The 24,481-nt window shown below is 71.1% G+C and carries 30 protein-coding genes, 1 other RNA gene and 1 pseudogene; 13 read left to right on the top strand and 19 right to left on the bottom strand.

The features are described from left to right. A partial coding sequence (locus MPTA5024_RS29075; RefSeq protein WP_063794798.1) for a sensor histidine kinase occupies positions 1–1,346 on the bottom strand: 1,346 nt, incomplete at its 3' end. Positions 1,347–1,514: 168 nt separating this feature from the next. Here MPTA5024_RS29075 and MPTA5024_RS29070 point away from each other — a divergent pair. Continuing rightward, positions 1,515–3,047, top strand: a complete 1,533-nt coding sequence (locus MPTA5024_RS29070; RefSeq protein WP_036330347.1) for an AMP-binding protein — start codon at positions 1,515–1,517, stop codon at positions 3,045–3,047. Between the two features lie 30 nt (positions 3,048–3,077). Here the strand turns inward: MPTA5024_RS29070 and MPTA5024_RS29065 are convergent, their stop codons facing one another. Genes MPTA5024_RS29065 through MPTA5024_RS29055 form a run of 3 tightly spaced genes read right to left on the bottom strand, consistent with a single transcriptional unit; the run spans position 3,078 to position 6,048 of the window. Then, on the bottom strand, positions 3,078–3,887 hold the full coding sequence (locus MPTA5024_RS29065) for a hypothetical protein (RefSeq protein WP_036330346.1): 810 nt from the start codon (positions 3,885–3,887) through the stop codon (positions 3,078–3,080). Then, positions 3,884–4,990, bottom strand: coding sequence for a M20/M25/M40 family metallo-hydrolase (locus MPTA5024_RS29060; protein ID WP_036330923.1), 1,107 nt, complete (start codon positions 4,988–4,990; stop codon positions 3,884–3,886). Before MPTA5024_RS29060 ends, MPTA5024_RS29065 begins: the two co-directional genes overlap by 4 nt. 11 nt (positions 4,991–5,001) lie before the next feature. Beyond that, positions 5,002–6,048 (bottom strand): dipeptidase, encoded by a 1,047-nt coding sequence (locus MPTA5024_RS29055; RefSeq protein ID WP_232326690.1) that lies wholly within the window; start codon positions 6,046–6,048, stop codon positions 5,002–5,004. An 85-nt stretch (positions 6,049–6,133) separates the two neighbouring features. On the opposite strand from MPTA5024_RS29055, the gene MPTA5024_RS29050 reads away from it, so the two are divergent. The 4 genes from MPTA5024_RS29050 (at position 6,134) to rnpB (ending at position 9,498) form a co-directional block, all read left to right on the top strand. Beyond that, positions 6,134–7,000, top strand: a complete 867-nt coding sequence (locus tag MPTA5024_RS29050) for a Nif3-like dinuclear metal center hexameric protein (RefSeq protein ID WP_157099782.1) — start codon at positions 6,134–6,136, stop codon at positions 6,998–7,000. After that, a complete protein-coding gene (locus MPTA5024_RS29045; protein WP_036330345.1) occupies positions 6,997–7,737 on the top strand; it encodes a zinc ribbon domain-containing protein in 741 nt (246 codons plus the stop codon). The genes MPTA5024_RS29050 and MPTA5024_RS29045 overlap by 4 nt, the downstream gene beginning before the upstream one ends. Next, positions 7,737–9,059, top strand: a complete 1,323-nt coding sequence (locus MPTA5024_RS29040; protein WP_036330343.1) for a bifunctional RNase H/acid phosphatase — start codon at positions 7,737–7,739, stop codon at positions 9,057–9,059. The genes MPTA5024_RS29045 and MPTA5024_RS29040 overlap by 1 nt, the downstream gene beginning before the upstream one ends. A gap of 47 nt (positions 9,060–9,106) precedes the next feature. Further along, positions 9,107–9,498: RNase P RNA component class A (gene rnpB, locus MPTA5024_RS30725), an RNA gene on the top strand. A 33-nt stretch (positions 9,499–9,531) separates the two neighbouring features. Here the strand turns inward: rnpB and MPTA5024_RS29035 are convergent. Next, positions 9,532–9,822 (bottom strand): hypothetical protein, encoded by a 291-nt coding sequence (locus MPTA5024_RS29035; protein ID WP_036330341.1) that lies wholly within the window; start codon positions 9,820–9,822, stop codon positions 9,532–9,534. Between the two features lie 14 nt (positions 9,823–9,836). Between MPTA5024_RS29035 and MPTA5024_RS44745 the strand changes: the two are divergent. After that, positions 9,837–10,118 (top strand): annotated as a pseudogene (locus MPTA5024_RS44745) (DUF3885 domain-containing protein); the annotation flags it as partial. A 7-nt stretch (positions 10,119–10,125) separates the two neighbouring features. Here MPTA5024_RS44745 and MPTA5024_RS29030 read toward each other — a convergent pair. The 6 genes from MPTA5024_RS29030 to MPTA5024_RS29000 all read right to left on the bottom strand — a co-directional run bounded on the left by MPTA5024_RS29030 (position 10,126) and on the right by MPTA5024_RS29000 (position 14,855). Beyond that, entirely contained in the window at positions 10,126–11,277 is a 1,152-nt protein-coding gene (locus tag MPTA5024_RS29030; RefSeq protein ID WP_051458805.1) for a Gfo/Idh/MocA family protein, read from the bottom strand. 110 nt (positions 11,278–11,387) lie between these two features. Beyond that, entirely contained in the window at positions 11,388–12,329 is a 942-nt protein-coding gene (locus MPTA5024_RS29025) for an NADP-dependent oxidoreductase (RefSeq protein WP_036330338.1), read from the bottom strand. A gap of 60 nt (positions 12,330–12,389) precedes the next feature. Further along, positions 12,390–12,830 (bottom strand): nuclear transport factor 2 family protein, encoded by a 441-nt coding sequence (locus MPTA5024_RS29020; protein WP_036330919.1) that lies wholly within the window; start codon positions 12,828–12,830, stop codon positions 12,390–12,392. A 78-nt stretch (positions 12,831–12,908) separates the two neighbouring features. Continuing rightward, entirely contained in the window at positions 12,909–13,526 is a 618-nt protein-coding gene (locus MPTA5024_RS29015) for a TetR/AcrR family transcriptional regulator (RefSeq protein ID WP_198167449.1), read from the bottom strand. Positions 13,527–13,627: 101 nt separating this feature from the next. Next, the gene (locus MPTA5024_RS42745; protein ID WP_198167448.1) at positions 13,628–13,963 is read right to left on the bottom strand and encodes a C40 family peptidase; all 336 of its coding nucleotides are present in this window, start codon (positions 13,961–13,963) and stop codon (positions 13,628–13,630) included. 388 nt (positions 13,964–14,351) lie between these two features. Next, entirely contained in the window at positions 14,352–14,855 is a 504-nt protein-coding gene (locus MPTA5024_RS29000) for a TetR/AcrR family transcriptional regulator (RefSeq protein ID WP_232326689.1), read from the bottom strand. Between the two features lie 357 nt (positions 14,856–15,212). Between MPTA5024_RS29000 and MPTA5024_RS28995 the strand changes: the two genes are divergently transcribed. From MPTA5024_RS28995 to MPTA5024_RS40170, 3 genes are all read left to right on the top strand, one after another. Then, positions 15,213–15,749 (top strand): carbonic anhydrase, encoded by a 537-nt coding sequence (locus tag MPTA5024_RS28995; protein ID WP_198167447.1) that lies wholly within the window; start codon positions 15,213–15,215, stop codon positions 15,747–15,749. Between the two features lie 451 nt (positions 15,750–16,200). Further along, entirely contained in the window at positions 16,201–17,103 is a 903-nt protein-coding gene (locus tag MPTA5024_RS28990) for a phosphotransferase (protein WP_198167446.1), read from the top strand. A gap of 241 nt (positions 17,104–17,344) precedes the next feature. Continuing rightward, on the top strand, positions 17,345–17,848 hold the full coding sequence (locus tag MPTA5024_RS40170) for a hypothetical protein (RefSeq protein ID WP_198167445.1): 504 nt from the start codon (positions 17,345–17,347) through the stop codon (positions 17,846–17,848). Here MPTA5024_RS40170 and MPTA5024_RS28980 read toward each other — a convergent pair. The 3 genes from MPTA5024_RS28980 to MPTA5024_RS28970 all read right to left on the bottom strand — a co-directional run bounded on the left by MPTA5024_RS28980 (position 17,845) and on the right by MPTA5024_RS28970 (position 19,341). Beyond that, a complete protein-coding gene (locus MPTA5024_RS28980; protein ID WP_036330327.1) occupies positions 17,845–18,153 on the bottom strand; it encodes a winged helix-turn-helix domain-containing protein in 309 nt (102 codons plus the stop codon). The genes MPTA5024_RS40170 and MPTA5024_RS28980 overlap by 4 nt on opposite strands. Next, positions 18,153–18,626 carry a hypothetical protein gene (locus MPTA5024_RS28975; protein ID WP_055725788.1) on the bottom strand — a complete coding sequence of 158 codons (474 nt, stop codon included), beginning with the start codon at positions 18,624–18,626 and terminating at the stop codon, positions 18,153–18,155. The genes MPTA5024_RS28980 and MPTA5024_RS28975 overlap by 1 nt, the downstream gene beginning before the upstream one ends. A gap of 217 nt (positions 18,627–18,843) precedes the next feature. Further along, positions 18,844–19,341 (bottom strand): FBP domain-containing protein, encoded by a 498-nt coding sequence (locus MPTA5024_RS28970; RefSeq protein ID WP_036330325.1) that lies wholly within the window; start codon positions 19,339–19,341, stop codon positions 18,844–18,846. Positions 19,342–19,413: 72 nt separating this feature from the next. Between MPTA5024_RS28970 and MPTA5024_RS28965 the strand changes: the two genes are divergently transcribed. Both MPTA5024_RS28965 and MPTA5024_RS28960 read left to right on the top strand, forming a co-directional pair. Then, entirely contained in the window at positions 19,414–19,986 is a 573-nt protein-coding gene (locus MPTA5024_RS28965; RefSeq protein ID WP_036330323.1) for a TetR/AcrR family transcriptional regulator, read from the top strand. 52 nt (positions 19,987–20,038) lie between these two features. Beyond that, complete coding sequence (locus tag MPTA5024_RS28960; RefSeq protein WP_036330321.1) at positions 20,039–20,320, top strand: hypothetical protein; 282 nt, start codon at positions 20,039–20,041, stop codon at positions 20,318–20,320. A 12-nt stretch (positions 20,321–20,332) separates the two neighbouring features. Here MPTA5024_RS28960 and MPTA5024_RS44390 read toward each other — a convergent pair whose 3' ends face one another. Then, a complete protein-coding gene (locus MPTA5024_RS44390) occupies positions 20,333–21,061 on the bottom strand; it encodes a hypothetical protein (RefSeq protein ID WP_051458801.1) in 729 nt (242 codons plus the stop codon). Positions 21,062–21,080: 19 nt separating this feature from the next. Beyond that, entirely contained in the window at positions 21,081–21,443 is a 363-nt protein-coding gene (locus MPTA5024_RS28950) for an HGxxPAAW family protein (protein WP_036330320.1), read from the bottom strand. A 68-nt stretch (positions 21,444–21,511) separates the two neighbouring features. On the opposite strand from MPTA5024_RS28950, the gene MPTA5024_RS44385 reads away from it, so the two are divergent. Further along, positions 21,512–21,994, top strand: a complete 483-nt coding sequence (locus MPTA5024_RS44385) for a MarR family transcriptional regulator (RefSeq protein WP_269750640.1) — start codon at positions 21,512–21,514, stop codon at positions 21,992–21,994. A 24-nt stretch (positions 21,995–22,018) separates the two neighbouring features. Here the strand turns inward: MPTA5024_RS44385 and MPTA5024_RS28940 are convergent, their stop codons facing one another. Next, complete coding sequence (locus tag MPTA5024_RS28940; protein ID WP_036330317.1) at positions 22,019–22,303, bottom strand: YiaA/YiaB family inner membrane protein; 285 nt, start codon at positions 22,301–22,303, stop codon at positions 22,019–22,021. A 67-nt stretch (positions 22,304–22,370) separates the two neighbouring features. Then, the gene (atpB, locus tag MPTA5024_RS28935; protein WP_036330316.1) at positions 22,371–23,159 is read right to left on the bottom strand and encodes a F0F1 ATP synthase subunit A; all 789 of its coding nucleotides are present in this window, start codon (positions 23,157–23,159) and stop codon (positions 22,371–22,373) included. Positions 23,160–23,277: 118 nt separating this feature from the next. On the opposite strand from atpB, the gene MPTA5024_RS28930 reads away from it, so the two are divergent. Further along, a complete protein-coding gene (locus tag MPTA5024_RS28930) occupies positions 23,278–24,015 on the top strand; it encodes a TetR/AcrR family transcriptional regulator (protein WP_063794797.1) in 738 nt (245 codons plus the stop codon). A 110-nt stretch (positions 24,016–24,125) separates the two neighbouring features. On the opposite strand, the gene MPTA5024_RS28925 is transcribed toward MPTA5024_RS28930, so the two are convergent. Further along, positions 24,126–24,481: type II toxin-antitoxin system PemK/MazF family toxin (locus MPTA5024_RS28925; RefSeq protein ID WP_198167444.1), on the bottom strand; the 356-nt coding region annotated here is incomplete at its 5' end.

Below are 24,481 nucleotides of genomic sequence, written 5' to 3'. Positions count from 1 at the left end.
TCCTCGTCGACGGCCGGGAGGCGGAGCACGAACCGGGCGCCGCGCGGGCTGTCCTCGATGGCCAGCGTGCCGCCGTGGGTCTCGGCGATCTGGCGGGCGATGGACAGGCCGAGGCCGGTCCCGCCGGCGTCCCTGCTGCGCGCGGCGTCCAGCCGGGTGAACCGCTGGAACACCAGCTCGCGCTTCTCCGGGGCGATGCCCGCGCCGTCGTCGAGAACCTCCATGATCCCCGTGCCGTTCTCGCGGTAGACGGTGACCTTGAGCGCCGACTCGGCGTGCCGCTCGCCGTTGTCGAGGAGGTTGTTGAGCAGGCGGGCGAGGCTCAGCCGGTCGCCGACGACGACCACCCCGTCCTTGAGATCGCGCAGCACCTCCACCTTGCGCTGCCGCCGGTCGAGCTCGCGGGCGGCCAGGTCGCCGAGGTCCGTCGGCTCCATCCGGGGCGGCTGTCCCGCGTCGAGCCGGGCGATCTGGAGCAGGTCGGTGACGAGCGCCTGCAGCCGTTCCAGGCTGTCGAGGAGCGCTTCCGCGGTCTGCGGCCAGTCGGTCTGGTGGGGGTCGAGCAGCGCCGCCTCGATCTCCGTCCGCATCGCCGTGAGCGGGCTGCGCAGGTCGTGGGAGGCGTCCGAGGCGAACCTGCGCTGCTGCTCGACCGCCATCTCCGCCCGGTTGAGGGTCTGGTTGGCCGTCTCGGCCAGCCGCCGGATCTCGTCGCGGTACTTCGGGACGGGCACGCGCTGGCTGAGGTCGGTCGCCGTGATCACGCCGAGTGTGTCGGTGATCGCGTCGACCGGGGCCAGGGCCTTGCGCACGGTCTGGTACGTCCCGAACGCCGTCAGCCACACGAGGAGCAGAGACCCCGCCAGGAGACCCGCGACCAGCGGGGTGCTGACGTGCCACGGCACCTCGTCGTCGGCGGCGTACACCGTCCACATCTCGTCGCCGCGCTGGTAGCGGAACGCCGCCACGATCATGCAGCGGTCGGGGAACGCGGGGGAGTGGCACAGGATCCTGGTGGCCTGCGGCGCCACCGGGCTCGGCCGGAAGGCCGCGATACGGGGACGTCCGACGAGGGCGGCGTTGGTCGACACGATCCGGCCGTCGGCGGCGACGACCTGGACGCCGGGCAGCCGCTCGTCCAGCATGATCGGCGCCAGCCGGTCGCGCCCGGCCTGGTACGCGATCCGGATGGCGGTGCCCATGGTCTCCTCGGTCTTGTACTTCTCGGCCGTCCCCCGGACGGCGGACAGCACGAAGACAGAGGCGGCCACGCAGAGCACGGCCATCACCGCACTGGCGATGACCGTCAGGCGGACCCTGACGGACCATCCGTGCCACAAGCTCACCTGATTCCCCCCGGCAATCAGACGATCACACTAGGTCAACCCGCAGCCAATTTCAGGAGATTCCCCACTAAACCTAGACAAATCCCATCCAGAGCAATGCTCTGTACGGCGGGTGGCAGGCTGGTTAGAGTGAGTCGCCAGCCGCTTCCGGCCTCTGGGAGGTGCGCCATGCCCGTGACCGGCATGCCGCCCGGCTTCTACGCGATCGCCCGCCGGCACCCGGACCGCAGGGCCCTGGTCGACGGCGACGGCTCGCAGATGTCGTACGGCGAGCTGAGCGCCCTGGTGAACCAGGTCTCCCACGGTCTCCGGGCGCGCGGCCTGCGCAGGGGCGACGTGGTCGCCGGGGTGCTGCCCAACGGCCTCGACGCGGTGGTCATGCTGCTGGCCACAGGGCAGATCGGGCTCTACTACGTGCCCGTCAACTGGCACCTGACGTCGCCGGAGATCGCATACATCTTGAAGGACTGCGACGCCCGGCTCGTGGTCCACGGGCCTGCCTTCGCCGATGGCGTGCGGGCGGCCTGCGCGGACGCGGGGGTGGACGTCGTCGTCGAGGGTACCGCACCCCTGGCACAGGACAGACCGGTCGGCGAGCCCCCCGACCGGTCGGCCGGATCGGTCATGTGGTACACCTCCGGCACCACCGGCTTCCCCAAGGGCGTCCAGCGGCCGCTCCCCGGCCGTGCGCCGGAGGAGATCGTGCCGCTGTACACCTGGTTCCTGCGCGAGGTGTGCGACCTGGAGCCGGGCGACGGGGTCCACCTGGTCACCTCGCCCATCTACCACTCCGCGCCCTGCGCCCACGTGAGCTTCGCCCTCAACCTGGGGCACACACTCGTGATCGCCCCGCGCTTCGAGCCGGAGAACATCCTTGAGCTCGTCGACCGCCACCGGGTCACGAACGCGATGATGGTCCCGACGATGTTCCACCGGATGCTGCGGCTCCCGCGGGAGGTCCGCGAGCGGTACGACGTGTCGTCGCTGAAGCAGGTCATGCACACCGGCGCCGCCTGCCCGCCCGCGGTCAAGCGGGAGCTCATGGAGTGGTGGGGGCCGGTGCTGTACGAGTACTACGGCTCGACCGAGTCGGCAATCGCGTTCGCCGTGAAGCCGCGGGAGTGGCTCGACCGCCCCGGCACCGTGGGCAGGCCGGTGCCCACGTTCGAGGCGCGGATCCTCGGCGACGACGGCGAGGAGCTCCCCCCGGGCGAGCCCGGCATGGTGTACGTCCGGTCGGGCACCAACCGCTTCGAGTACCGCAAGGACGCCGCCAAGACCGCGGCCAGCATGCGCGGCGACTGGTACGCCCCGGGCGACGTCGGCTACCTCGACGAGGACGGCTACCTGTTCCTCTGCGACCGCCGCACCGACCTCATCGTCTCGGGCGGGGTGAACGTCTACCCGGCCGAGGTCGAGGCCGCCCTCCTCGGCCACCCGGGTGTCGCGGACGCGGCCGTGATCGGCGTGCCCGACGAGGAGTGGGGGCATCGCGTGGTGGCCCTCGTTCAGCGGCAGGCCGGCCCGGGAGCGCCGGTGACGGCCGGGGAGTTGCTGGAGCACCTCGGCCCCCGGCTGGCCCGGTTCAAGCACCCCCGGATGATCGAGTTCCGGGACGAGCTGCCCCGGACCCCGACCGGCAAGCTGTCCCGCTCGGCCGTCAGGGAGGACTACCTCTCCCGCGCCGGCACGACCACGTAACCGCGGGCCACGCCGGGGACGCCGAGCGGTTCAGCGCGGCGGTTCCACCACGTAGCCGCCCTCGGCGTAGCCGGTCACCCGGGCCCCGGACGCCATCAGGCCGCCCAGCACCTCCCGTACGGCGTGCCGCCACGCCTTGGCCGTACCCGGGTCGCCGCGGCGGAGGGCCTCGACGTCCTCGGGCAGGGCCACGAGGACGGCCGGCCCGTCGGTCCCGCCCCGCACCGGGCGACCGTCCCGGGCGGCGAGCCCGGCGACCGCGCCGTCCGGGACCTCCGGCCGGAACGGCCGACCCGAGCAGGCCTCGCCCACGTGCGGCAGGCCGAGCCGCCACACCGCGAGGACCCGGTCGGACTCGTCGCCCGCGTTCAGCGCGTCGGCCATCGGCCCGTAGAACTCGGGCAGGTACTCCTCCGGGAGGGCGCCCAGCTTGGCCAGGTTGAAGTAGGCGTTGCGCCGTACGAGGGGGTCGTAGGTCCAGGTGATCCGGGTCAGGCCGCGGGCGACGGCCCAGGCCCGCTGGTGGAGCTTCAGCGCGTGGCCGACCCCGCGTCTGACGGCCCCGGTGACATGGGAGTGGAGGACCTCGCCCGCCGGGGCGGCGAGGAAGGCCACGGACGCGCCCACGACCCGGTCGCCCTCGAACGCCGCGGCGACGTAGTTCCCGGCATGGGAGAGCGCCCGCATCAGCTCGACGGTCGCCGGCGCATTGGACGGGTCGGGGCGCCAGATCTCGTTGAAAAGGCGGTGCAGGAGGAGGAACTCGGCGATCGTGCCGACCTCGCGGACGGTCACCCCGCACCGCTCCGCCGCCACCCGGGCCTGCTCGCCGGGGGTCATGGCCGGCCGCCGCCGGCCGACAGGATGTGGGACGCGAGCGCGGCGACCAGATGGGCCCGGACGGGCATCTGCGCGACCACGACGTGCTCGCCGGCCGCGTGGGCGCCGCCGCCGACCGCGCCCAGGCCGTCGAGGGTGGGGCAGCCGACCCCGGCCGTGAAGTTGCCGTCCGAGCCGCCCCCGACCGCGACCCCGCGCAGCGGCCCCAAGCCGAGGTCGTCCGCGATCCGCGTGGCGATCTCGAACAGGTCCGCGGAGGCCGTGGGGTCGAGCGGCGGCCGGTTGGGCCCGCCCTTCAGCTCCAGGCGGGTGCCGGGCGTCCGGGGGGTGAGGGCGTGCATGAGCTCGTCCACCCGCTCCTGGGCGGCGGCGTCGGGAACCCGGACGTCGATGGCCACGCGGCCCACGGCGGGCACGGTGTTGGTGCTCGTCCCCGCCGACAGCATGGTGGGCGTGACCGAGGTGAGCCCGGCCCGCGACGACGAGTCGATCCGGTTGGCGATGTCGGCGATCGCGAGCACCTGGTGGGCCAACTCGACCCCCGCGTTGGCCCCGCGCTCGGGTTCGAGGCCGGCGTGGGCGGCCCGGCCGTGGACCGTGAGCTCGTACCGGGACACGCCCTTGCGGGCGGTCTTGAGCGCCCCGCCGTCCGCGCTGGCCTCCAGGACGAAGGCGGCGGCGCAGCCGGAGGCGCTCCCCTCGATCAGCGGCCGGGAGGTCGGCGAGCCGAGCTCCTCGTCGCCCACGACCAGGACGGTCAGGCCGTCCGGGTCGGGCAGCGAGGCGACGGCGTGGAAGAGCTGGACGAGGCCCGCCTTCATGTCGAACACCCCCGGGCCCCGCGCCACCCCGTCCACCACCGACCAGGGGTGGTCGCGCAGCGACCCGACCGGCCACACCGTGTCGTGGTGGCCGAGCAGCAGGACCCGCGGCGCGCCGAACGACCACCGCAGGTGCGTCACGCCGCCGAGGACGATCGTCTCGGGCCGTGCCCCGAGCAGCCGGCGGCCCTGGTCGCCCACCACCTGGGCGCTGCGCGCGACCGCCTCGTGGTCCGAGGAGTACGACTCGCAGAGCACGAGCTCCTCGAGGTCGTCCAGCATCGCGTCGAGGTTCACGACCCGGGCCGTCCCAGCTCGGCGCGGAACAGCCGCATGACGTTCGAGCCGAGAACCTTGACCGTCTCCTCCTCGGAGAACCCGCGCTTCAGCAGCGCCTCGGTCACCATGGGCAGGCCGCGCGGGCCCTCCAGCCCGGGAATGGCGGCGTTCGCGTCGATGCCGGAGTAGCTGAAGCCCTCGCAGCAGGGCGGGGTGAGGTCCTCGTTGACCTCCCGCATGAAGTCGGGCCCGAGACCCACGTGGTCGACGCCCGCGACCTCGGCGACGCGCTCGATGTGGTCCACGAGGTGGTCGAGCGTGGCGGCCCCGGCGTCCTCGGTGAGGAACGCGGCGAGGAAGTTCACGCAGATCACGCCGCCTCCCGCCGCCACGCCCCGGAGCTGCTCGTCGGTGAGGTTGCGGTGGTGGTCGCGCAGCGCCCTGGCCGCCGAGTGGGTCGCGATGACCGGCCGCGTCGCGATCTCCAGCACGTGCGCCACGCCGGTGGCCCCCAGGTGCGACACGTCGAACACGATCCCGAGACGCTCCATCTCCCGCAGCGCCTCCACGCCGTGGCTGGTCAGCCGGGAGCCCGTGCCGTCCTGGCCGCTGCCGTCCGCGAGAGCCGTACGGCCCCAGTGGGCGATCGACGCGACCCGGACGCCGAGCCGGTGGAGGGTCGGCACCAGCTCCACGCTCTCGTCGATGCCCGGCATGCTCTCCAGCGCCAGGACCAGCGCGATCCGGCCGAGCGCGAGGGCCTCGTCGATCTCCTGGCCGTCCCGGCACAGGGTCACGGCGTCCGGGTTGCCCTCGGCCAGCACGTGGGCGCACTCGATCATCCGCAGCGTCTGGCGCAGCGCGCCCTCCGGCCTGAACTGGCTCTCCACGAACACCGGCAGCACCTGCACGTCCACCCCGCCCTCGGACAGCTGGGGGAGCCATCGGTCCCGGAAGAACGAGGCCCACAGGTGCGGGGGCCGGGCGGATACCGCCATGAGGAGGTCGTTGTGGGTGTCGGCGACGACTGCGTGGGTGTGCAGGCTCTGGTCAACGGGCACGTCGGCTGTCCTTCCTTGCCGAGGGACGTCAAGGGGGACGTTACCCTTCCCGGGACGTGCCGCCGCCAGGCTGTAGGGTGCGCGGGTGGCATTGATCTCCAGCACGCTCGCCGAGGTCGTCGCCTCCATGGAGGCGCTGTACGACCCCTCCTGGGCCGAGTCGTGGGACGCGGTCGGCCTGGTCTGCGGGGAGCCCGGGCAGCCCGTGCGCAAGGTGCTGTTCGCGGTCGACCCGGTCGCGGCCGTGGTGGACGAGGCGCTCGCCTGGGGCGCCGACCTGATCGTCACCCACCACCCGCTCTACCTGCGGGGGACCACCAGCGTCGCGGCGACCACGTTCAAGGGCCGGGTCGTGCACCGGCTGATCAGGAACGACGTGGCCCTCTACACGGCCCACACCAACGCCGACGTGGCCGACCCCGGCGTGTCCGACGCCCTGGCCCGGGCCGTCGGCCTGTCCGGTCCGCTGCGCCCCCTCCAGCCGTCCGCCGCCGACCCGCGCCGCGGGCTCGGCCGCGTGGGAGACCTGGCCTCTCCGGTCACGCTCGGCGAGTTCGCCGCGCGGGCCGCGGCAGGGCTGCCCCGGACGGCAGGGCCGCTGCGGGTCGCCGGCGACCCCGGCCGCCCGGTCCGTTCCGTCGCCGTGTGCGGGGGCGCGGGCGACTCCCTGCTCGGCACGGCCAGGGCCGCCGGCGTGGACGTGTACCTGACGGCCGACCTGCGGCACCACCCCGCCAGCGAGCACATGGAGGCCGAGGGCGGCCCCGCCCTGGTCGACGCGTCCCACTGGGCCACCGAGTGGCCCTGGCTCGCGGACGCCGCCGGGCGTCTGACGTCAGCCTTGGCCGCCGGTGGCACTACTGTTGAGGCGCGCGTCTCGGACGCCGTCACCGACGCCTGGACGGCGACGATCACCGACTTGACCCCCGAGCATCTTGAGGGATTGGGATGAAGGCCGCACCCGAAGCACAGAAGCGCCTGCTCGATCTGGCGGAGCTCGACGCCGCTGCCGACCGGCTCCGCCACCGGCGCCGGTCGCTGCCGGAGCTCGCCGAGGTCGAGGAGCGGTCGAAGCGGCTCGCGCAGCTGGCGACGCAGATCATCGCCGCCGAGACCGAGGCCGGTGACCTCGGCCGCGACCAGGCCAAGGCCGAGTCGGACGTCGACGCCGTCCGCACCCGCGTCGACCGCGACCAGAAGCGGCTCGACTCCGGCCAGGTCACCTCGCCCAAGGACCTGGCGAGCCTGCAGTCCGAGATCGTCTCCCTCCGCCGGCGGCAGTCGGACCTGGAGGAGGTCGTGCTCGAGATCATGGAACGGCGGGAGGCCGCCGACGCCCGCGTCTCGACCCTCAAGGCCGACCGCGACACGGTGACCGCCGCCCTGCGCGAGTCCGAGGACCGCCGCGACGCCTCGTTCGCCGAGATCGACAAGGAGGGCGCCGAGGTCCAGGGCCGGCGCTCCACCCTCGTCGCCGACGTCCCGGCCGACCTGCTCGGCCTGTACGAGAAGCTGCGTGAGCAGTCGGGCGTCGGCGCGGCCATGCTCCACGGCGGCCGCTGCCTCGGCTGCCGTACGAGCCTGTCGATCGCCGACCTCAACCGCATCAGGGCCGCCGCGCCGGACGAGGTGGTCCGGTGCGAGGAGTGCCGCCGGATCCTCGTCCGCACGCCCGAGTCAGGGCTGTGATGGCCGGGCCGCGGTTCGTCGTCGAGGCCGACGGGGGCTCGCGGGGCAACCCCGGCCCCGCCGGGTACGGCGCCGTGGTCAAGGACGCCGACGGGACCGTCCTCGCCGAGGCCGCCGAATCCATCGGCACCGCGACCAACAACGTGGCCGAGTACCGCGGGCTGATCGCCGGGCTGAAGTCCCTGCTCGCGCTCGGCGGCGAGGGCGGGCAGGTCGAGGTCAGGATGGACTCCAAGCTCGTCATCGAGCAGATGGCGGGCCGCTGGAAGGTGAAGCACGAGGGGCTGCGGCCGCTCGCGCTGGAGGCCGCGGCACTGGCCCGTCGCCTGCGCGTGACGTGGACGTGGATCCCGCGCGAGCGCAACACGCACGCCGACCGCCTGGCCAACGAGGCCATGGACGCGGCCGCCCGGGGTGAGACCTGGAAAGCCACAGGTGTCACCGGATCCACGGGATCTGCGGGATCTGCTGCCGTCACCGGCTCTGCCGGGCCCGGCCGTCCCGCCGCGGGGGAGGCGTTCGCCACGGAGGTCCCCGGGGCCGCGGAAGCCGTGAAGACGGCGGAGCTCGCCGGTGCGGCGGAGGTCGCGCGGGCCGCGGGCGGGGCGGAGGTCGCGGAGGCTGCGGAGCCGCCCAACACCGACGCGGCGGACACCGCCGACCGCGGCCGGCGCGGCCACGGATGGATGCCCAGGGCCACCCGGGTGGCCACCTCCCTGCTGCTCCTGCGGCACGGCGAGACCCCGCTGTCGATCGAGAAGCGGTTCTCCGGGCTCGGCGACCCCGCCCTCACCTCGAACGGCCTGTCGCAGGCCGAGGCAGCCGCCCTCCGCCTGTCGCGCAAGCCGTACGACATCGAGGCGATCGTGAGCTCGCCGCTGACGCGCGCCCGGCAGACGGCCGAGGCGGTGGCGGCCCGGACCGGCCTGACCGTCCTCGTCGAGGAGGATCTGCGCGAGACCGACTTCGGCGCGTGGGAGGGACACACGTTCGCCGAGATCCAGCAGCGGTGGCCCGACCAGCTGGCCGCCTGGCTCGCCGACCCGGACGCCGCGCCGCCCGGCGGGGAGAGCTTCACCGCCACCGCCCTGCGGGTCGACCGGGCCAGGGACCGGATCGTCCGGGCCCACGAGGGCAGGAGCGTCGTGGTGGTGTCGCACGTCACGCCGATCAAGATGCTCGTCCGGTCGGCGCTCGGAGCGCCCCTGGACTCCCTCTACCGCATGCACCTCGACCTCGCCTGCCTGTCGGCCGTCGACTACTACGCCGACGGCCCGGCCGTCGTACGGCTTCTGAACGACACCGCGCATCTCCAGGACTGATCGTCGGGAAGGGATCGGGGAGCCGCTAGGCTTTGTATTACGGTGGACGAGCCGGCCGGGCGGCCGCGTCGGGGCCTTGCGGCCCCGCCGAGGAAGGTCCGGGCTCCACAGGGCAGGGTGGTCGGTAACGCCGACCCGGGGTGACCCGCGGGACAGTGCCACAGAAAGCAGACCGCCCCCTTCGCGGGGGTAAGGGTGAAACGGTGGTGTAAGAGACCACCAGCGCCCACGGTGACGTGGGCGGCTCGGTAAACCCCACCCGGAGCAAGGTCAAGAAGGGATGCTCTCCGGAGCGTCCCGCGCGCGACGTTCGAGGGCTGCCCGCCCGAGCCGCGCGGGTAGACCGCTTGAGGCCGCCGGCAACGGCGGTCCTAGATGGATGGCCGCCGGCCGGCCACACGGTCGGCCACAGAACCCGGCCTACAGGCCGGCTCGTCCACCTACACATCCCTGACCAGGGTCTGAGCGCAGGTCAGGTGCCGCTGTTCCGGTCCTGTTCCGCCAGCAGCGCAGCGATCATGGTTTCGACGGCACCTCTGCCCAGGTCGTCATCGTCGGGGAACAGGTGGCCGTAGGTGTCCATCGTCTCAGCGATCGTGGCGTGCCCCAGACGCGCTTGGATGACCTTCGGGTTCAGGGACGAGTCTCGTGACATGCCCCAGGCGTACGGCAGGGATGTGCGGATGCAGTCGATGAACGCCTCATCGGAGACTTTGCCGTTCTGCGCTTGCTCCAGTAGGTCCGGAGCGACACGAAGTAACACGGGGCAGAAGCCCGATCGCGTATCAACTCCGCGGCTGGCATGCTGACCGCTGGGTTCGCTTCCACAGTCTTCCCGAGTCCAAGCGGTATGCCGAGACCGAAGACGAGTACGAGATCATCCTTGATCGTCACCACCGGATACTCACCGACCTCGGGGCAGAGGAAGTCCTCTATGTGATCGCCGTCTACTTCGAGGACGAGCAGGGGAGGATCTCACCCGATCCGCGTCATCCGGACGCCGTCCCATGGCTGACGATCGAGCCAGGCGACGACTCGCCACTCGATGTCGCAGCGAGGCTCTTGGTCAGCTTGACTTCCTTCGACCGGCAGACCTTGGATCCGCTGCTGCGGGGCGCGCCGGAAACTGGGCGGATCCCGTCCGGGACGCGCGCTCGATCGCGTCGACGAGCCGGTGCCGGGCGAGGGCGTAGTCGAAACCGGGGACGGTGCCGGTGCCTTCGCGAAGATCCTTCGCGAAGAACGCGTAGGTCTGCGCGACGTTCTGTGGGAGCGCGGGCATGGCGCGGGGAGCCGGATCGAAGTAGCGATCCGGCACCGCGAGCTCGGCGACGGCGGTGTCGGAGCCTCGGCCCCCTTCCAGTCTCATGTCCGCCACCTGCAGGTTCCCGTTGGCGCCCGGCGCGGACAGGACGAGGTCGCCCTCGGTGCCGTTGATCTCCCAACGCAGGTTGTCCCCTCGCGAGAAACCGCCGCGGTAGAAGAAGGAAACGGCCGCGCCGCTGCCCAACGTCCCCGTGACGGACAACTGGTCGGCCGTCGTCACTGGAATCGTGATCCCCTCGTCCACCACCTGGACCTCCTTGCGGCCGTTGACGAGGTTGGCCGAGACACGGGCGAAGTCTCCCAGCGTGAAGGTGAGCGCCTCAAGGGCGTGCAGGCCCGCCGCAGTCAGGAGTGTCGCTCCGTTGGCCGCGTCGAAGATGTAGGCGTGGGCGCGGTCCGTCTCCGGTCCCCAGGAAAGCCCGGACCCGATCATCGTCGTGCCGAGCACCCGGCCGACGTAACCGTCCGCGACCAGGTCGCGCGCGTAACGGACCACCGGGGAGAAGCGGGCCTGCAGCCCGATCACGGTCCGGACGCCCGCCGCCCGGGCGCGCTCAGCCAGATCGGCCGCCTCAGGGAGATTCACTCCCAACGGCCATTCGCTGTAGATCATCTTTCCGGCCTCCAGCGCCGCCGAGACGAGCGCGTGGTGGTGGGTCACCTTCACCGCCACCACCACCAGATCGACATCTGGATGGGCGATCAGGTCCCTGTGGTCGTCGAAGGCCGCCGGGACGCCGAATTCCGCCGCGGCACGCTCGGCGGACTCTCGGCGGGAGGTGCTGATGGCGCGCAGTTCGTAGTCAGGAAGGGCCTTGAGCGCGGGGACGTGGCTGATCGCCGCCCATCCTGTCGGGCTCGCCCCGATAATGCCGACGCCGATCTTCTTCATGTGCTTCCCCCAATGGTGGACGCCGGACGCGGTTACGGTCCGGGTGTTGTACTGAAACGTGCCGGAAGAACGGAGGCACGCGGCTTCGCCGGTACGATCGGCGGGCGCCCTCAGAATTCGAGGACGAGTCGTCCCCGGATGCCCCCGCCTTCAAGAAGGCGGTGAGCCTCGGGGGCCTGCTCGGGGGCGAACGTGGCGGCGACTCGCAGGGTCATCGCTCCGGCGTCCACCAGGCCGCGCAATTGATCTAGTTTGTCCCGGCGACCGCGATAATCGGGGACGTAGACGGCGTGGAAGGCGATGCCGCGCTCGGAGGTGCCGAGAGAGTGGATGCCGCGGAGGGCCGCGACGCTCCCGCCGTCCCGCACCGCGGTCACCACGGGTCTCCCGTTGAGCGCGCCGTCGGCCAGCCCGTCCACGCCCTCGGGTACCGCCCGGCGGATGCGGGCGCCGACGTCGTCTCCCCGGGGCACGACGAGATCCGCGCCCAGAGATCGGACGAGGTCCTCGTCGGCCCGTGAGGCGTCGGCGACGACGCGTAAGCCGTCCGCCTTCGCCAACTGGACCATGTAGCCGCCGAACCCGCCCGCCGCACCGGTCACCGCAAGGGTCTGTCCAGGTGACAGGGCCAGTAGGTCGAGTGCCAGGCGGGCGGTGAGACCGTTCAACGGAAGGGTCGACGCCTCGGCGTGGCCGGTGCCGACCGGCGCCCTCGTCACCCATGACGCGGGCAGGACCACATACTCGGCATATGCGCCGCCGCGCGGTCCGTTCGGCATGACCATGGCCATCACCCGGTCGCCGGTCCGCAGGTCGGTGACGGCGTCTTTCCCGATCTCGTCCACGACTCCGGCCGCGTCCTGACCGGGGATGTACGGCGGCAGCACGCCGCGTAGAGAGGTGAGGCCCGCGCGCATGAGTGCGTCCGTCGGATTGACCGCCGCGGCGTGCACGCGGACGCGCACTTCATCCGTGCCCGCGTGTGGTTCGGGAACGTCGACGACCTGGAGCACCTCGGGGCCGCCGAAGGCCATGGCGCCTACCGCCTTCATGCGTCCTCCAGAGTCCGGGCCTCGTGCCGGAGTCGTGGGCCGGCACAGGTGTCCGAGGGCTCATACATAGGGAAGGCCGCCTTCGAACGGGTCGATCCGCAGGCGGGTCAATCTCGTGGTGTGGATGCGCCAGCGGCCGTCGATCCGCCGGTATCGCTCGTGGTAGTGCCCATAACCCCGCATTCCTGTCGGGGCGCCGCCGTTGTCGGGGAAGACGATGTAGTCGCGCATACCCCAGATCCCGGTGGCCTCGCCGGGGCCGTTGATCTCTATCTCGGGCATGGACCCGCTGTGCACCGACACGGCGTCTCCGAGCCATGCGCGGGTGACGGAGATGAACTCGTCGACTGTCCTGACGCCGCCGATGTCGATGCGCGCGTCGGCCGTGAAGACCTCACGGCAGGCGTCCCAATCCTTGGTGTCGACGTATCGGAAATAACGGGCCTTGAGCTGTTTGATCTCCTCGATGTCCACAAGACGCCGAAGCCTGTCGTCCTCCAAGGTCGCTCCTTCCGCGGTGACGGCCTTCGCCGTCCACATAATCTTGAATGATCGTTACATATTCAGGGCGTCAAAAACTCAGTCGAGGCAGCCCAGGGCCACCTCCACAACACGCATCATCGATCCGCGATCGGTGTTGATCGCGCCCATGACCCGCAGGCCGTGGACGGTCGTCAGGAGAAAGCGCGCCAGGTCTCTCGCGTCGCGGTCGGGTGTCACCTGGCCGCTCTTCTGGGCCTTCCCGATCAGCCCTACCAGGGCGTCCTCCAGTGACGTGGTCGTCGCCCGCACGCGCTTCGCGACTTCGGGGTCGTGCGGCAGCCGCTCCGTCGTGGCGCTGACGATGAGGCAGGACAATCGCTCGCCGTCGCGAACGACCTCGTCCACCACACCGACAAGCACGGCGCGGATCAGGTCCCGGGCGGGCGCGCCGCTGTCGAGAAGTTCAATCAGCGGGACCGCGTACTGCTCGCGGTAGCGGTCCATGACCGCCAGGTAGAGACCTTCCTTGCTGCCGAACGCCGCGTACAGCGATCCGCGCCCGATTCCCGTGGCGTCGACCAGGTCCTGGATCGAGGTCCCCTCGTATCCCCTCCGGCGGAAGGCGGACATCGCCGCCTCCAGTGCGGCCTCGGTGTCGAACTCCCTGACTCGAGCCATGTCATGACTGTACGGATATCTGGAACGTTCGGTCAAGTAACTGTGGCTACGTTCACAGAACCGGACGGGAGAGCGGAACGGGGATGCCCTGGCGGCGCGCGTCAGGGCATTCCCGCAGAGGGCGCCGGCGTACGGAATCAGGCCCCGGGGCGTACGGCCGTGAGGAAGTTGCTCCTCCAGTGGCCCTTCAGCCTGTCGACACTGAACACCGCGCCCGAATGGGGAGCGTTGATCACCTTCTTGTGCCCCAGGTACATGCCCACGTGGCCGCCGCCGTTGGTGAAGATGAGATCGCCCGGCTTGAGATGCGCGAGGGAGACCTTCTTCTTCACGGCGTCGAGCATTTCCCACGTCGTGCGCGGGAGTTTGACGCCGGCCTTGCGCCAGGCGATTTGGACCAGCCCCGAGCGGTCGAACGCCCGGGGGCCGGTGGCATCCCATATGCAGGGATCGGCGAGGTGCCTTCTCGCCACGCTGATGGCTCCTGCCGCAGAGCCGACTTGGTGAGCTTCTTCTCGGCGGGGGCCGCGGCCGCGGGGGCGTCGTCGGGTCAGGGGATCGCCCTGGTGATGAGTGGTGCGGCGGGCCCGGGTGGGATAACAGAGGGGGCCGGCGGCGGGGGCGTCACCGTCCCCGGGGCGCCCGACGCGGGCAGTGCGCTGAACGCCCTGACGGAAACCGCGCCTGTCGGCGGAGGTCAGGACGGGTGCACGTTCAGGTCCAGCAGCATCCTGGGTTGACCAACCGAATTGGTCACAACCGGTTCCGTCTCTGATCCGCCGGGGACCACACCTCATCAGCGCGGCCGAACAACCAGCACATCCCTAAACGTCGTCTCTAACCTCATGAGATGAGGAAGCGCTATGTGAGGCAGTCGCTGATGAAGGCGAGGGTGAGTGCTTCCAGCCTGCGCCGGTCGGAGCCGGGGACGTCGCGTAGCGGGCCCTTTCCGGTGAGGACGGCCATCCCGTGGACGGCGGACCAGATGGGATATTCGATGCCGTCGCGGCGCCGGGGGTCGAGTACGCCGGCGTCGACCAGTTCGTCCAGTGCGGTGCGGAGTTGGCCGAGAGGGCTGCGGTCCGGCCCGCTGGTGTCGTCGCCGTCGCCGGTGGCGCTGTAGGGGTGTTGCTGCGGCAGGGCGAACGCGGTTGCGAACAGGCCTGGTTCTTCGTGCGCGAAATGGAGGTAGGCCGCTCCGATCGCGCCGAGACGGTGGCGGGCCGCAGTGGGGTCGCCGCGCTCGCCGGGCACGCGGGCGACGTCGGCGGCCATGCGGTCGCCCAACTCGCCCATGGCCGCGGCGCAGACCGCGGCGAGGAGTTCGTCGCGGTCCGCGAAGTGGCGGTAAGCGGCGTTGGGCACGACGCCGACGATCCGGGTCGCTTCGCGAAGCACCACGGCGTCGGGGCCGCCGGTGCGGGCCAGTTCGAGGCCTGCGGCGATCAGGCCGTCGCGGACCGCGCCCCGGGGTCGCCGTCGCCCTGCCGGGGGTCTTCCCGCTGCTGGTCGACCCGCGCTCACCCGGCCACGATAGCAATGTGGACAGTGTCCACCAGTCGAGCTAAAGTGGACGGTGTCCACCAATCGCCGGCACAGGGCCGACGGACATGGAGGCCACCGCGGCACCCGGCGCACCTCGGGTCTTCCAGCCCGTGGCCGCGGCAGCGCTATGACGATGAGACGACCACCTGAACCAGAACGGACATCACCGTGACCAGGATGACCTTGCTGCTTGAACGCAACGAGCACTTCGCCCGCGACCGCACCCCGATGCCGCTCGCCCCGCCGACCGCCCAGCTGGTTGTCGTCACCTGCCTCGACCACCGAGTCGACCCCGCGATCGTCCTCGGGCTTCGGCTCGGAGACGCTCCCGTCATCCGCAACGCGGGCGGACGCGTCACCCGGGCCGTGATCGACGACATCGCCTACCTCGCCTTCCTGGCCGAGAAGGTGTTCGGCATGCCCGACAGGCTTTTCGAGGTGGCTGTCGTCCACCACACCCAATGCGGAACGGGCTTTCTGGCCGACCCCGCCTTTCGGCGTGAGGCCGCTCAGGCGACTGGCATATCCGAGGCGGCGCTGGGAGCCACCGAGGTCGCCGACCCACAGGCAAGCGTGAGGACCGACGTCGAGCGGCTTCTCGCGTCGCCGATGCTCTCGCCCGAAGTGAGTGTCTCCGGCCACGTGTATGACATCGACTCCGGACGCGTCACCACCATTCTTGACGCCCGGTATCCCCGGTCGGCGGAGGCATGACATCGATCGGTGAATTTCACGACACCGTGCAGGTGGATCACTAACCGTACGTCTGCCTGCGGAAACGAGGGTCTCCCCGTGTCTCGGCTGGACCCGTGGACAACGGTGGTTACGTTCGCACGTAGGGGTGCATAACAGCAGCTCGATCGCGCGGGCTTGCACTTCTCCGTCGCCGGTCCGCTGCCGCTCCGCAGTGGGTCGACGGCAGGCCTGTCGGTAGGGTGACAGCGGGTTCGATTCCCGTCACCCACTCCAACCGAAAAGGCCCAGCTCAGGGAGCATTTCCCGACCCGGGCCTCGATCTTTCCGGCACCATTTCGATCTTCCGTGCCCGTTACGTGCCCGATCCGTCTGGATCTTCCTTGCTCAGCCCGTCCGGACCTACTTTCCCCGCCTGCCCACGCAGAAAATGCAAGGCACGCAAGCGAGTTGGTGGCCTGCCGTGCCGAGAGTGAAGGATCACATTCCCCGAGCGGTCCTGGATGCGGTGCTGGGCCACCCCGGAGGCTCGCTCGTATGGTGCCGAAGTGAACCGATCACCGGCAGTTCCGGGGCCGCCACCGGCGCCGTGACCAGGCTGTCGGGCCTGGCACAGCTCGATCACGACCAGGTCTCCTTCACCGTGATCCGCAAAGCCTGCCGACCGGTGACCACCGGACGCCACGCCGCCGGTGCCGCCGACCCCCGCCACTGGGCCTACTGGCGGCGGGAACCTCTCGCCTACGCCAGCGGACTGGTACCAGAGAGGCCAGGTCTGGCCGCCCCGCGCTGCTACGGCGTCATCGACGACATCATCTATCTCGCCGACGTCGGCACCACATTGCAAGCGCCACACGTGGCCGCGCACCAGCTCGGCCGCTGGCAGGCCAACGCCGTTGTGCCCGACGTACCGTGGCTGTCAGGGCACCAACTCGTCCAGCGGATCGCGGTCAGTGAGCTGAACTGGACCGGCATGGACGTGCATCCGCACATCCCGGCATTGTGGCGACGACGCCGGGAGCTGCTGAAGCGGCTGGAGACGGTACCTCGAGTGCTCGTGCATGGCGACTTCTCCCGTGGCAACCTCATCGCTGCCGACGACGGTGCCGACACTGTGGCGCTGGACTGGGCGACGTTCGGGGTGGGCCCGGTGGGCGCTGATCTCGCATCACTGACGCTGACCACGCTCGGCCGCCATCTCGGCGACTACCTTGACGGTTTGGCCGGCTGCTTCGATGTGGGCGACGTCGAGCTGGGCTACCGGGCGACGCTCGCACTGACCGGAGCTGGTCGCATCCACTGGATGCTGTCGCGCGGGGTGACGCCCCCCGTCGGTTACGTCGACTTCATCACGACCGAGACCGCGTTGATGTGACCCGGCCCGAGAACGTCGCGGCCGCGCTGGAGGGTGCCGGGCGGATGTACTTCGCGATGCCCGTGTCGTCGGACCATCTGCTGGCGGCGACCGTGCTGGCCACCGTGGCGCGGGAACGCGGCGAGTTGAACGCTCTGGTGGGCATGTCACAGATGGCGGTGTCGGAGATGAGCGCCACCGGCACCGGCAGGGCGGAGTCGCACCAGCACCGGCTGCACTGGCTGGCGGAGCAGGTATTCGAATGGTCGGGCCTGCCAGTGGTGCACATCCGGCCGACGGTTTTCCTGGAGAATCCGCTGTTACCAAGTTCGCGGCCCGGTCGATCCAGGAGAACGGCACGATCACACTACCGTTCGGCACCGGACGCACGGCGCCGGTCGCCGTTGACGACGTCGCCCGGGTGGTCACCACCGTGCTCCGCGACCCGGCTCCGCGCGTCGGGCACGCGTACGAGCTTGCCCGGCCGCGCATGGTCGATATGACCGAGATGGCAGAGGACGTCTCACAGGCATTGGAGCGTCCGGTGTCTTACGTGGATGTGCCGCTGGACCGGTGGCGGGCCGAGGTGCTCGCCACGGCAGGCCTGCCGCGGCACATCGAACAGCACCTCGCCACCATCTTGATCCGACTGCACGAAGAGAACCGCTACGACGACGCGTCCGACGACGTCGAACGTGTGGCGGGCGTGCCCGCCCAGACGATGGAGGCGTTCGTGGCTGCGCGCAGGGACTTCTACCTGGGCTAGCTGTTCTGTTCGTGGACGCCGGCGGCTGCGACGATCCTCTCCAGCGCCGCCGCGTGCCTCTGGAATGCGTGCCGTCCTTGCGGGGTGAGCTGTACGTAGGTGCGCCGTGCCCGGCTTTGCTGATCCTTCCGGAGCGTGACGTACCCGGCCTCGGCCAGCGCCGACAGCTGCTTGGACAGCGCCGAATCGCTGGTCCCGATCGTGTCCCGCAGGAAGCCGAAGTCCACCCAGTCGGGCGGCGCCAGCAGGGCGACGATCGACAGCCGTGCGGAGACGTGGAGGAACTCGTCGAAGTGCGGGTCCATCAGACGCGTCCGCCCTCGCGCCGGGTGACCGTGGTGAGGGTCCGGCGAGCAAGGGGCGTCACCGCGAGATACGTCGCGGCCGTCGCTGCGGCGGCGACCGTGCCCTGCGACAGCAGTCCCTGTGCCGGGAGACCGAACCACGCCCAGGCGGCGATCCGCAGGACACCGAACAGCAGCATGAGCCCGGCCGACAGCCCCGTCCAGAACAGCCATTCGGGGCCCGTGGGCTTCCTTCGGACGAGGGCGCGGTGCTCCTGGACGATTCCCACTCCGACGAACAGCCCGAATCCGATCAGCAGGGCGGCGGAGCGCCACGGGTTTTCGAGGTCAAGGGAGGCCAGTCCGACGAAGAGCCCAAGAGCCGCGAGCAGGACGTAGGGACGGGCGAACCTCTGGCTGACCAGCACCTGCCGGGTCCTGCCCTCCAGGCGGCGGATCTCGTCGAGCGAGGACTGGGCGTCCTGAGGGTTCATGGGGGCCATCCCTGGTCGATAGGACTGCTTTCCTCTGAGGAAAGTATCATGGACTTTCCTCAGAAGAAAGCAGTCCGCCCATCGGATAGGTTGATCGTCTTCGAGGCGCCGCGCGCGCTCCGATTCGGCCGGGCGGCACCGGTCTCCTGGGCCGTGTGACCTCGTCGCCACCCCAGAGGTCGGGGGTGCCGGCGCCTCGTCGGCGAATCCCCGTTCGTCAGGCGACGACCTTGTCGACGAAGGAGAACAGATGCGCCCGGGTACGGGCCACCTTCTCCTCCACGGTGAGGGACTCGTCGACCGGTGAGGCCCCCGCCGCCTCCTTCTTCCCGCGCGCGTAGAGGGAGCAGGCGAAGTCGGTGCACAGGTACTGCCCGACCGAGTTGCCCTGGCGGCCCGCGTCACCGGTCCGGCGCGCCGTCATCAGCGCCACCCCGCCGTTGGTGTGCGTGGTCAGGCACAGCGAGCACATGCTGCGCGCGGTGAAGCCGCGTGCCGTCCCGGACGTCGCCCTGAGCGCGAGGCCGACGAGGGAGCCGTCGCGTTCGGCGACCAGGTAGGCGCGTCCGGGCGCCCCGGGATCTCGCCAGCCGAGGAAGTCGAGGTCGTCCCACGGCTGGTCGGCGAGATCTCTGGGAAGACCGAGCCGTTTGGCCTCACCTTTGGAACAGTTGACGAACGATGTGCGGATGTCCTGCTCGGTTACTGGTCTCATGGCCGGGGAGGCTAGCCTTCCTTAAGGCTAGTAGGCAACTGCTTAAAAGCTGTAAGTAAGAGAGGGTGGCGCATGGCGCGTGCGGGGCTCACCGCGGAACTCGTGACCCAGGCGGCAGCGGATATGGCCGACGAGATCGGCTTCCACAACGTGACCGTCTCGGCGCTCGCGCGACGGTTCGGCGTCAAGCCCGCGGCCCTGTACTCCCACGTCAAGGACGTCCAGGACGTACGGGTCAGGGTGGCGGTCCTGGCCCTGGCGGAGCTCGCGGACGGCGCCGCCGCCGCGCTCGCCGGACGCGCGGGCAAGGACGCGCTGGTGTCCTTCGCCAACGCCTACCGGAGCTACGCGAAACGGCATCCGGGGAGGTACGCGGCGATGCAGACCGAGCTCGACCTGGAGACGGCGCTCGCCAGCGCGGCACGGCGGCACGCCGAGATGACGCGGGCCATCCTGCGTGGCTACGCGCTGCCGGAGCCCGATCAGACGGATGCGGTGCGGATGCTGCACAGCACGTTCCACGGGTACGTGAGCCTGGAGACGGCGGGCGGGTTCCGCCGGCACCCGCGCGAGGTGGACGCCTCCTGGTCCAGGACGCTGGACGCCCTCGACGCCGTCCTCAGGAACTGGCCGCCGGCCCGATGACGCCCCCCGCCTGTGGCATGCTGGTCCGACGGCGATCAGGAGGAGATCCGCGATGACCCAGCCCCTCGGCACCCACCCCGCCCCCCGGCGCACCCCTCTCGACGGGGACGAAGCGGCACGGGCCGAGGCGACCTTCTCCACGCTGGTCGCCCACCACCTCCAGACGGACGGGCGGTTCAGGGTGAGCGCCGACACTCCGGACATGGTGGAGCTGTTCCAGAACGTCGCCCGCAGGGTGGGGGACATGCTTCAGCGGCCGGTGGTCAGCTACGCCAACGGCCGGTACATCGTGATCACCTTCGCGCAGGAGCAGCCCCCCGGCCTCACCGGCTGACGCGAGGTCGCATCAGGAGAAGCGCTCGACGGTGACCGGGATCAGGCCCTCGTGACGCATGGTCGTGGTGAGCTCCCGCAGGAGGGGGCCGAGGGCCGCGTCGGATGACGTGCCCAGACAGGCCGTCAGGTCGAGCGACCAGGCGACGCCGGGGCCGATCCGGCGGAGATCCCAGGTGAACGCGTCCCGGGCCGTACGGCGCCCGGCTCTGCCGGCCACGCCCGGATCGGCGCGATCGTCCGGGGGCGTCATGCCCCACAGGGCGTGGAGGCGTCCCGGGCAGCCGTCGTCCGGCTCGCCGGCGAACAGCAGCCGGTAGACCCGCCTGTCGTGGAAGCCCTCGGGCACGTCCGCCGGGCCGAGCCGCAGGGGAGGGGCGACCGGGAGCGGCTGGGGGTCGCGGAAGCGGGCCCGCAGGCCGGTCTCGTCCGGCAGGTCGCCGCCGCCCTGCCGGCGGTACGCCGCCTCGGCATCCTGTCGGCGTGCCGCGACGATGCGGGAGCGCAACCGGGGCTCGCGGCGCATCTCACGGCTGAAGGCGGCGGAACTCCACCACTCGCCGTCCGCCGCGGTCCATCCGGCGCCGTTGAGGGCCGTCGTCGTGAAGTCGCCGGCCAGATCGAACTCCTCGACGACGATCCCCTCCACCCGCGACGCGGGTGAACCGTGGGGACCGTCCTCGGGCAGGACGAGGTAGTAGTCCAGCCCGGTGTCCTGGGACCGGCGGAGGTCGGGAAGCACGGGCGATATTGTCCTCCGTTCACCGTCCGGCCGGAACGGGGACGAGGCACTCCCCAGTTTGCGCAGTCTCCGCGGCCTCGGTCGTGCGCCGGCCCGCAAGCCGGCAGGCGAGGCAGTCGCGGTGGCCCGTCATGGGGTCCCGCACCCGCCAGTTCCACTCCTCCGCCGGGCGGACGCCGCTCGGCTTGCCCCAGCCCACCAGGTGCAACGCCCAGGTGGCCAGGCCGGCGAACACGACCAGGCCGGCACCCAGCCAGATCCCGGCCGGCCGGCCCGCGCACAGGGCCGCCCCGGCCGCGGCGAATCCGGCGAGGGCGATGGCGCACCCCACCCATCCCGCGACCGTGTGCCCCAGGTCGACGTCGTCATGCAGCGCGCTCATCGTTCTCCTCGCTCCGGTGCGATACTTATCTCACGTACTAATTATCTTAGATGCTAAGGAGATTGCGCGTGGAGGGCAAACCGCGGCCGCGGGCGTCGGTCCGGGAGGCGATGGCGGGGATGGACCGGCTCATCGCGCTCAGCCTGGTCGGCCAGCAGGACATCGCCCAGCGGCTGGGCCTCAACGTCACCGACCTGACCTGCCTCGGTCACGTCCTGGGAGCCGCGGACGACCCGCTGACGGCGGGTGAGCTGGCCGAGCTGGCCGGCCTGACCACCGGCGCGGTGACGGGGGTGCTCAACCGGCTGGAACAGGCCGGCTACGCGCGCCGGCAGGCCGACCCCGGCGACCGGCGGCGCGTGCGGGTCGTCGCCGACCCGACGGCGGCCGAGCGGGTGTCCGCCGTGTACGAGCCGTTCTACGGGCGGCTCGCCGGCCTGTTCGCCGAGTACACCCCCGACGAGGTCGGCGTGCTGGCCGACTGGTTCACCCGTGCGACGGACCTCATGCGGAGCTCGCTGGAGGAGATCCGCCGCGGATCCGGCCGGTGAGCGGGCCCCCGCCCCGCTCACGGCTCAGTCGACGCGGAACGGGTCGTGCTCGGCCAGCAGCTTGTCGAGCCTGGCCTGGTCGACCCGGCTGACGACGGACTCCTCCTCGTGGCGGTCGCGCACGCACTTGGCGAGCGTGAACGCCGAGGTGACGACGTACATCAGCCCGAGGGCGAGGAACGCGCGCACCCACGCCGTGACGGGCAGGTACACGATGGCGACCGCCAGCGCGCCGAGCGACAGCGCGAACGAGATGACGGACTGAACGTAGAACGCGGTGGTGGTGGTCGTCTTCACCGGTTGGGTCATGCACCCATGCTCGGCGGACGGCACGGACGGGCGCGTGAGCGCGCGTACTCAGAACGCGGTGAGTACGTCAGTGGTCGGGGTGCAGGGACCCGCCGATGAACATGGCGGCGAGCATGGTGAACAGGAACGCCTGGAGGAACTGGATGAAGATCTCCAGTCCCGTCATCAGGACGGCCATGACCACGCTCAGGATCCCGACCGGCACCCCCGGCAGAGTCGGATGCTCGACGACGAACCAGAACCCGACGGCGCTGAAGAACGCCAGCAGCAGGTGTCCGGCGAACATGTTCGCGAACAGCCGCACGGCGTGGGTGAACGGCGAGGTGACGAACGTGTACAGCAGTTCGAGCGGGGCGAACAGGGCGATGGCGAGTGGCTTCGGCAGCCCGGGCGGGAACATCAGGCCGGTCAGGTAGCCCTTGAGACCCTGGTGCCGCACGCCCAGATAGATCTTGATGACGTACACGACCAGGGCGAACACCACCGGGAACGAGATGCGCGCGTTCACCGGGAACTGCAGCCCGGGGACGACCCCGAACAGGTTCCACAGCAGGATCAGGAAGAACAGGCTCAGCAGCAGGGGCATCCACCGGTCGGCGTCCGCGCCCAGGAACGGGCGGGCCACCTGGTCGCGGACGAACAGGTAGCCGTACTCGCCGGCGTTCTGCAGACCGCGGGGGACGAGTGCGGGGCGGGCGAACGCCGCCCAGGCGAGCACGCAGAGCACGGCCACCCCCGCGAGGCCGAGCACGACCGGCTTCGTCAGCCAGTACGGCGCGCCGGACCAGAGCGGGGGGAAGTCGAACAGGCCGACGTCGGGAGGCGTGAAGACGTCTGAGGCGAGGATCGCGGGCATGAAAGTCCCCTCGTCCGGGCGTGACAAAACTGGGTACGACGTACTCGGTTTGTGCCCTCGACCCTAACCCGCCCGGTACGGTGTACGCAATACCGGTGCCGGGACGGGACGAAGGGCGATGACAGGTCGCGAGAACCTCTGGATGCGGCCGGAGCGGCCCGCGCGGGGGCCGCGGCCGGGCTTCAGCCGCGCCCGCCTGGCCGAGGTGGCCGTCCAGATCGCCGACGCGGAGGGCCTCGACGCGATCTCCATGCGGCGGCTCGCGGGCGAGCTCGGGGCGGGGACGATGTCCCTCTACCGGTACGTCTCCGGCAAGGACGACGTGATCGAGCTGATGATCGACCTCGTCGTGGGCGAGTACCTGCCCGGCGAAACGACCATCACGGGGGAGTGGGCGACCGATCTGCGCGATCTCGCCTGGCAGGCGAGGCGGACCATGCTGCGCCATCCCTGGCTCGCGCCGCTCGCGGCGAGCCGGCAGCAGGCCAGCCCGGCGCGGTTGCGGCTCATGGAGACGGCGCTCGGCATGCTGGACGGCCTCGGCCTGGGCGTCGACGAGATGCTGACCATCGTCGGCGGGGTCTTCGCGTACCTGAACGGCTTCGTCCAGAGCGAGCTGGCCGAAGCCGAGGCGCTGCGGCGCACCGGTCTCACCCTCCAGGAGTGGATGACGACGCAGCTGCCGTACATCCGGTCGCAGATCGCGACCGGACGCTATCCGATGCTGCTGCGCATGACGACCGAGGGCGGCCGGGAGCTCGTCGACGTCGACGAGCGGTTCGCCTACGGTCTCGACCGCCTCCTGGACGGCATCGCCGCCCGCCTACCCCGGCCTGGCACCCCGCCCGCGCCGTAGCCCGGGCTGAGGCGCCGGGCTCCGGAGGCTCGCACTGGCCCGGCCCGCAGCTCCGCATGCCGGCGGACGCGGGCGCGGCATCCCCAGGCAACCGGTCCGCGGCCGCGGGGTCAGCGGACGGGGATCCGGTGGAGCTCGCAGACCCGCTGCCAGATGTGGGCGTCCAGCGTGCCCGCCCTGTCGTCGAAGGAGGCGGCGGGCACCCGGATCGGGCCCGTGAGGTCGAGGAAGCTGTTGTGGTCGGCGTCGCGGTCCCAGGCACGGGTGGGGATCTCGATGTGGTCGGACCGATGGCTCTGGTCCTGGCTGGTGATCTTCAGTACCTCGGCCCCGCCGCGGTGGGTCCGGAGCACGAGGCAGGGACGCACCTTGGACCCGGGGCCGTCCTCGAACGGCACGTCCGCCCACCAGATCTCGCCGGGCCGCGGGCCGGCCCCGGCCTCCCCCGGCGCGGCGTGCCCGGCCG

Source organism: Microbispora sp. ATCC PTA-5024 (genome assembly GCF_000511135.2).
Lineage (GTDB): Bacteria > Actinomycetota > Actinomycetes > Streptosporangiales > Streptosporangiaceae > Microbispora > Microbispora corallina.
Note: the sequence above shows the minus strand (reverse complement) of the source record. Positions and strands in the feature narration are given on the sequence as shown.

What these genes read in the sequence shown, in the direction of transcription:
- MPTA5024_RS29070 (WP_036330347.1), top strand. Translation starts at nt 1,515, where the DNA reads ATGCCCGTGACCGGCATGCCGCCCGGCTTCTACGCGATCGCCCGCCGG.
- MPTA5024_RS29065 (WP_036330346.1), bottom strand. Translation starts at nt 3,887, where the DNA reads ATGACCCCCGGCGAGCAGGCCCGGGTGGCGGCGGAGCGGTGCGGGGTG.
- MPTA5024_RS29060 (WP_036330923.1), bottom strand. Translation starts at nt 4,990, where the DNA reads ATGCTGGACGACCTCGAGGAGCTCGTGCTCTGCGAGTCGTACTCCTCG.
- MPTA5024_RS29045 (WP_036330345.1), top strand. Translation starts at nt 6,997, where the DNA reads ATGAAGGCCGCACCCGAAGCACAGAAGCGCCTGCTCGATCTGGCGGAG.
- MPTA5024_RS29040 (WP_036330343.1), top strand. Translation starts at nt 7,737, where the DNA reads ATGGCCGGGCCGCGGTTCGTCGTCGAGGCCGACGGGGGCTCGCGGGGC.
- MPTA5024_RS29030 (WP_051458805.1), bottom strand. Translation starts at nt 11,277, where the DNA reads ATGAAGAAGATCGGCGTCGGCATTATCGGGGCGAGCCCGACAGGATGG.
- MPTA5024_RS29025 (WP_036330338.1), bottom strand. Translation starts at nt 12,329, where the DNA reads ATGAAGGCGGTAGGCGCCATGGCCTTCGGCGGCCCCGAGGTGCTCCAG.
- MPTA5024_RS28995 (WP_198167447.1), top strand. Translation starts at nt 15,213, where the DNA reads ATGACCTTGCTGCTTGAACGCAACGAGCACTTCGCCCGCGACCGCACC.
- MPTA5024_RS40170 (WP_198167445.1), top strand. Translation starts at nt 17,345, where the DNA reads ATGGTCGGGCCTGCCAGTGGTGCACATCCGGCCGACGGTTTTCCTGGA.
- MPTA5024_RS28980 (WP_036330327.1), bottom strand. Translation starts at nt 18,153, where the DNA reads ATGGACCCGCACTTCGACGAGTTCCTCCACGTCTCCGCACGGCTGTCG.
- MPTA5024_RS28975 (WP_055725788.1), bottom strand. Translation starts at nt 18,626, where the DNA reads ATGAACCCTCAGGACGCCCAGTCCTCGCTCGACGAGATCCGCCGCCTG.
- MPTA5024_RS28970 (WP_036330325.1), bottom strand. Translation starts at nt 19,341, where the DNA reads ATGAGACCAGTAACCGAGCAGGACATCCGCACATCGTTCGTCAACTGT.
- MPTA5024_RS28965 (WP_036330323.1), top strand. Translation starts at nt 19,414, where the DNA reads ATGGCGCGTGCGGGGCTCACCGCGGAACTCGTGACCCAGGCGGCAGCG.
- MPTA5024_RS28960 (WP_036330321.1), top strand. Translation starts at nt 20,039, where the DNA reads ATGACCCAGCCCCTCGGCACCCACCCCGCCCCCCGGCGCACCCCTCTC.
- MPTA5024_RS28950 (WP_036330320.1), bottom strand. Translation starts at nt 21,443, where the DNA reads ATGAGCGCGCTGCATGACGACGTCGACCTGGGGCACACGGTCGCGGGA.
- MPTA5024_RS28940 (WP_036330317.1), bottom strand. Translation starts at nt 22,303, where the DNA reads ATGACCCAACCGGTGAAGACGACCACCACCACCGCGTTCTACGTTCAG.
- atpB (WP_036330316.1), bottom strand. Translation starts at nt 23,159, where the DNA reads ATGCCCGCGATCCTCGCCTCAGACGTCTTCACGCCTCCCGACGTCGGC.
- MPTA5024_RS28930 (WP_063794797.1), top strand. Translation starts at nt 23,278, where the DNA reads ATGACAGGTCGCGAGAACCTCTGGATGCGGCCGGAGCGGCCCGCGCGG.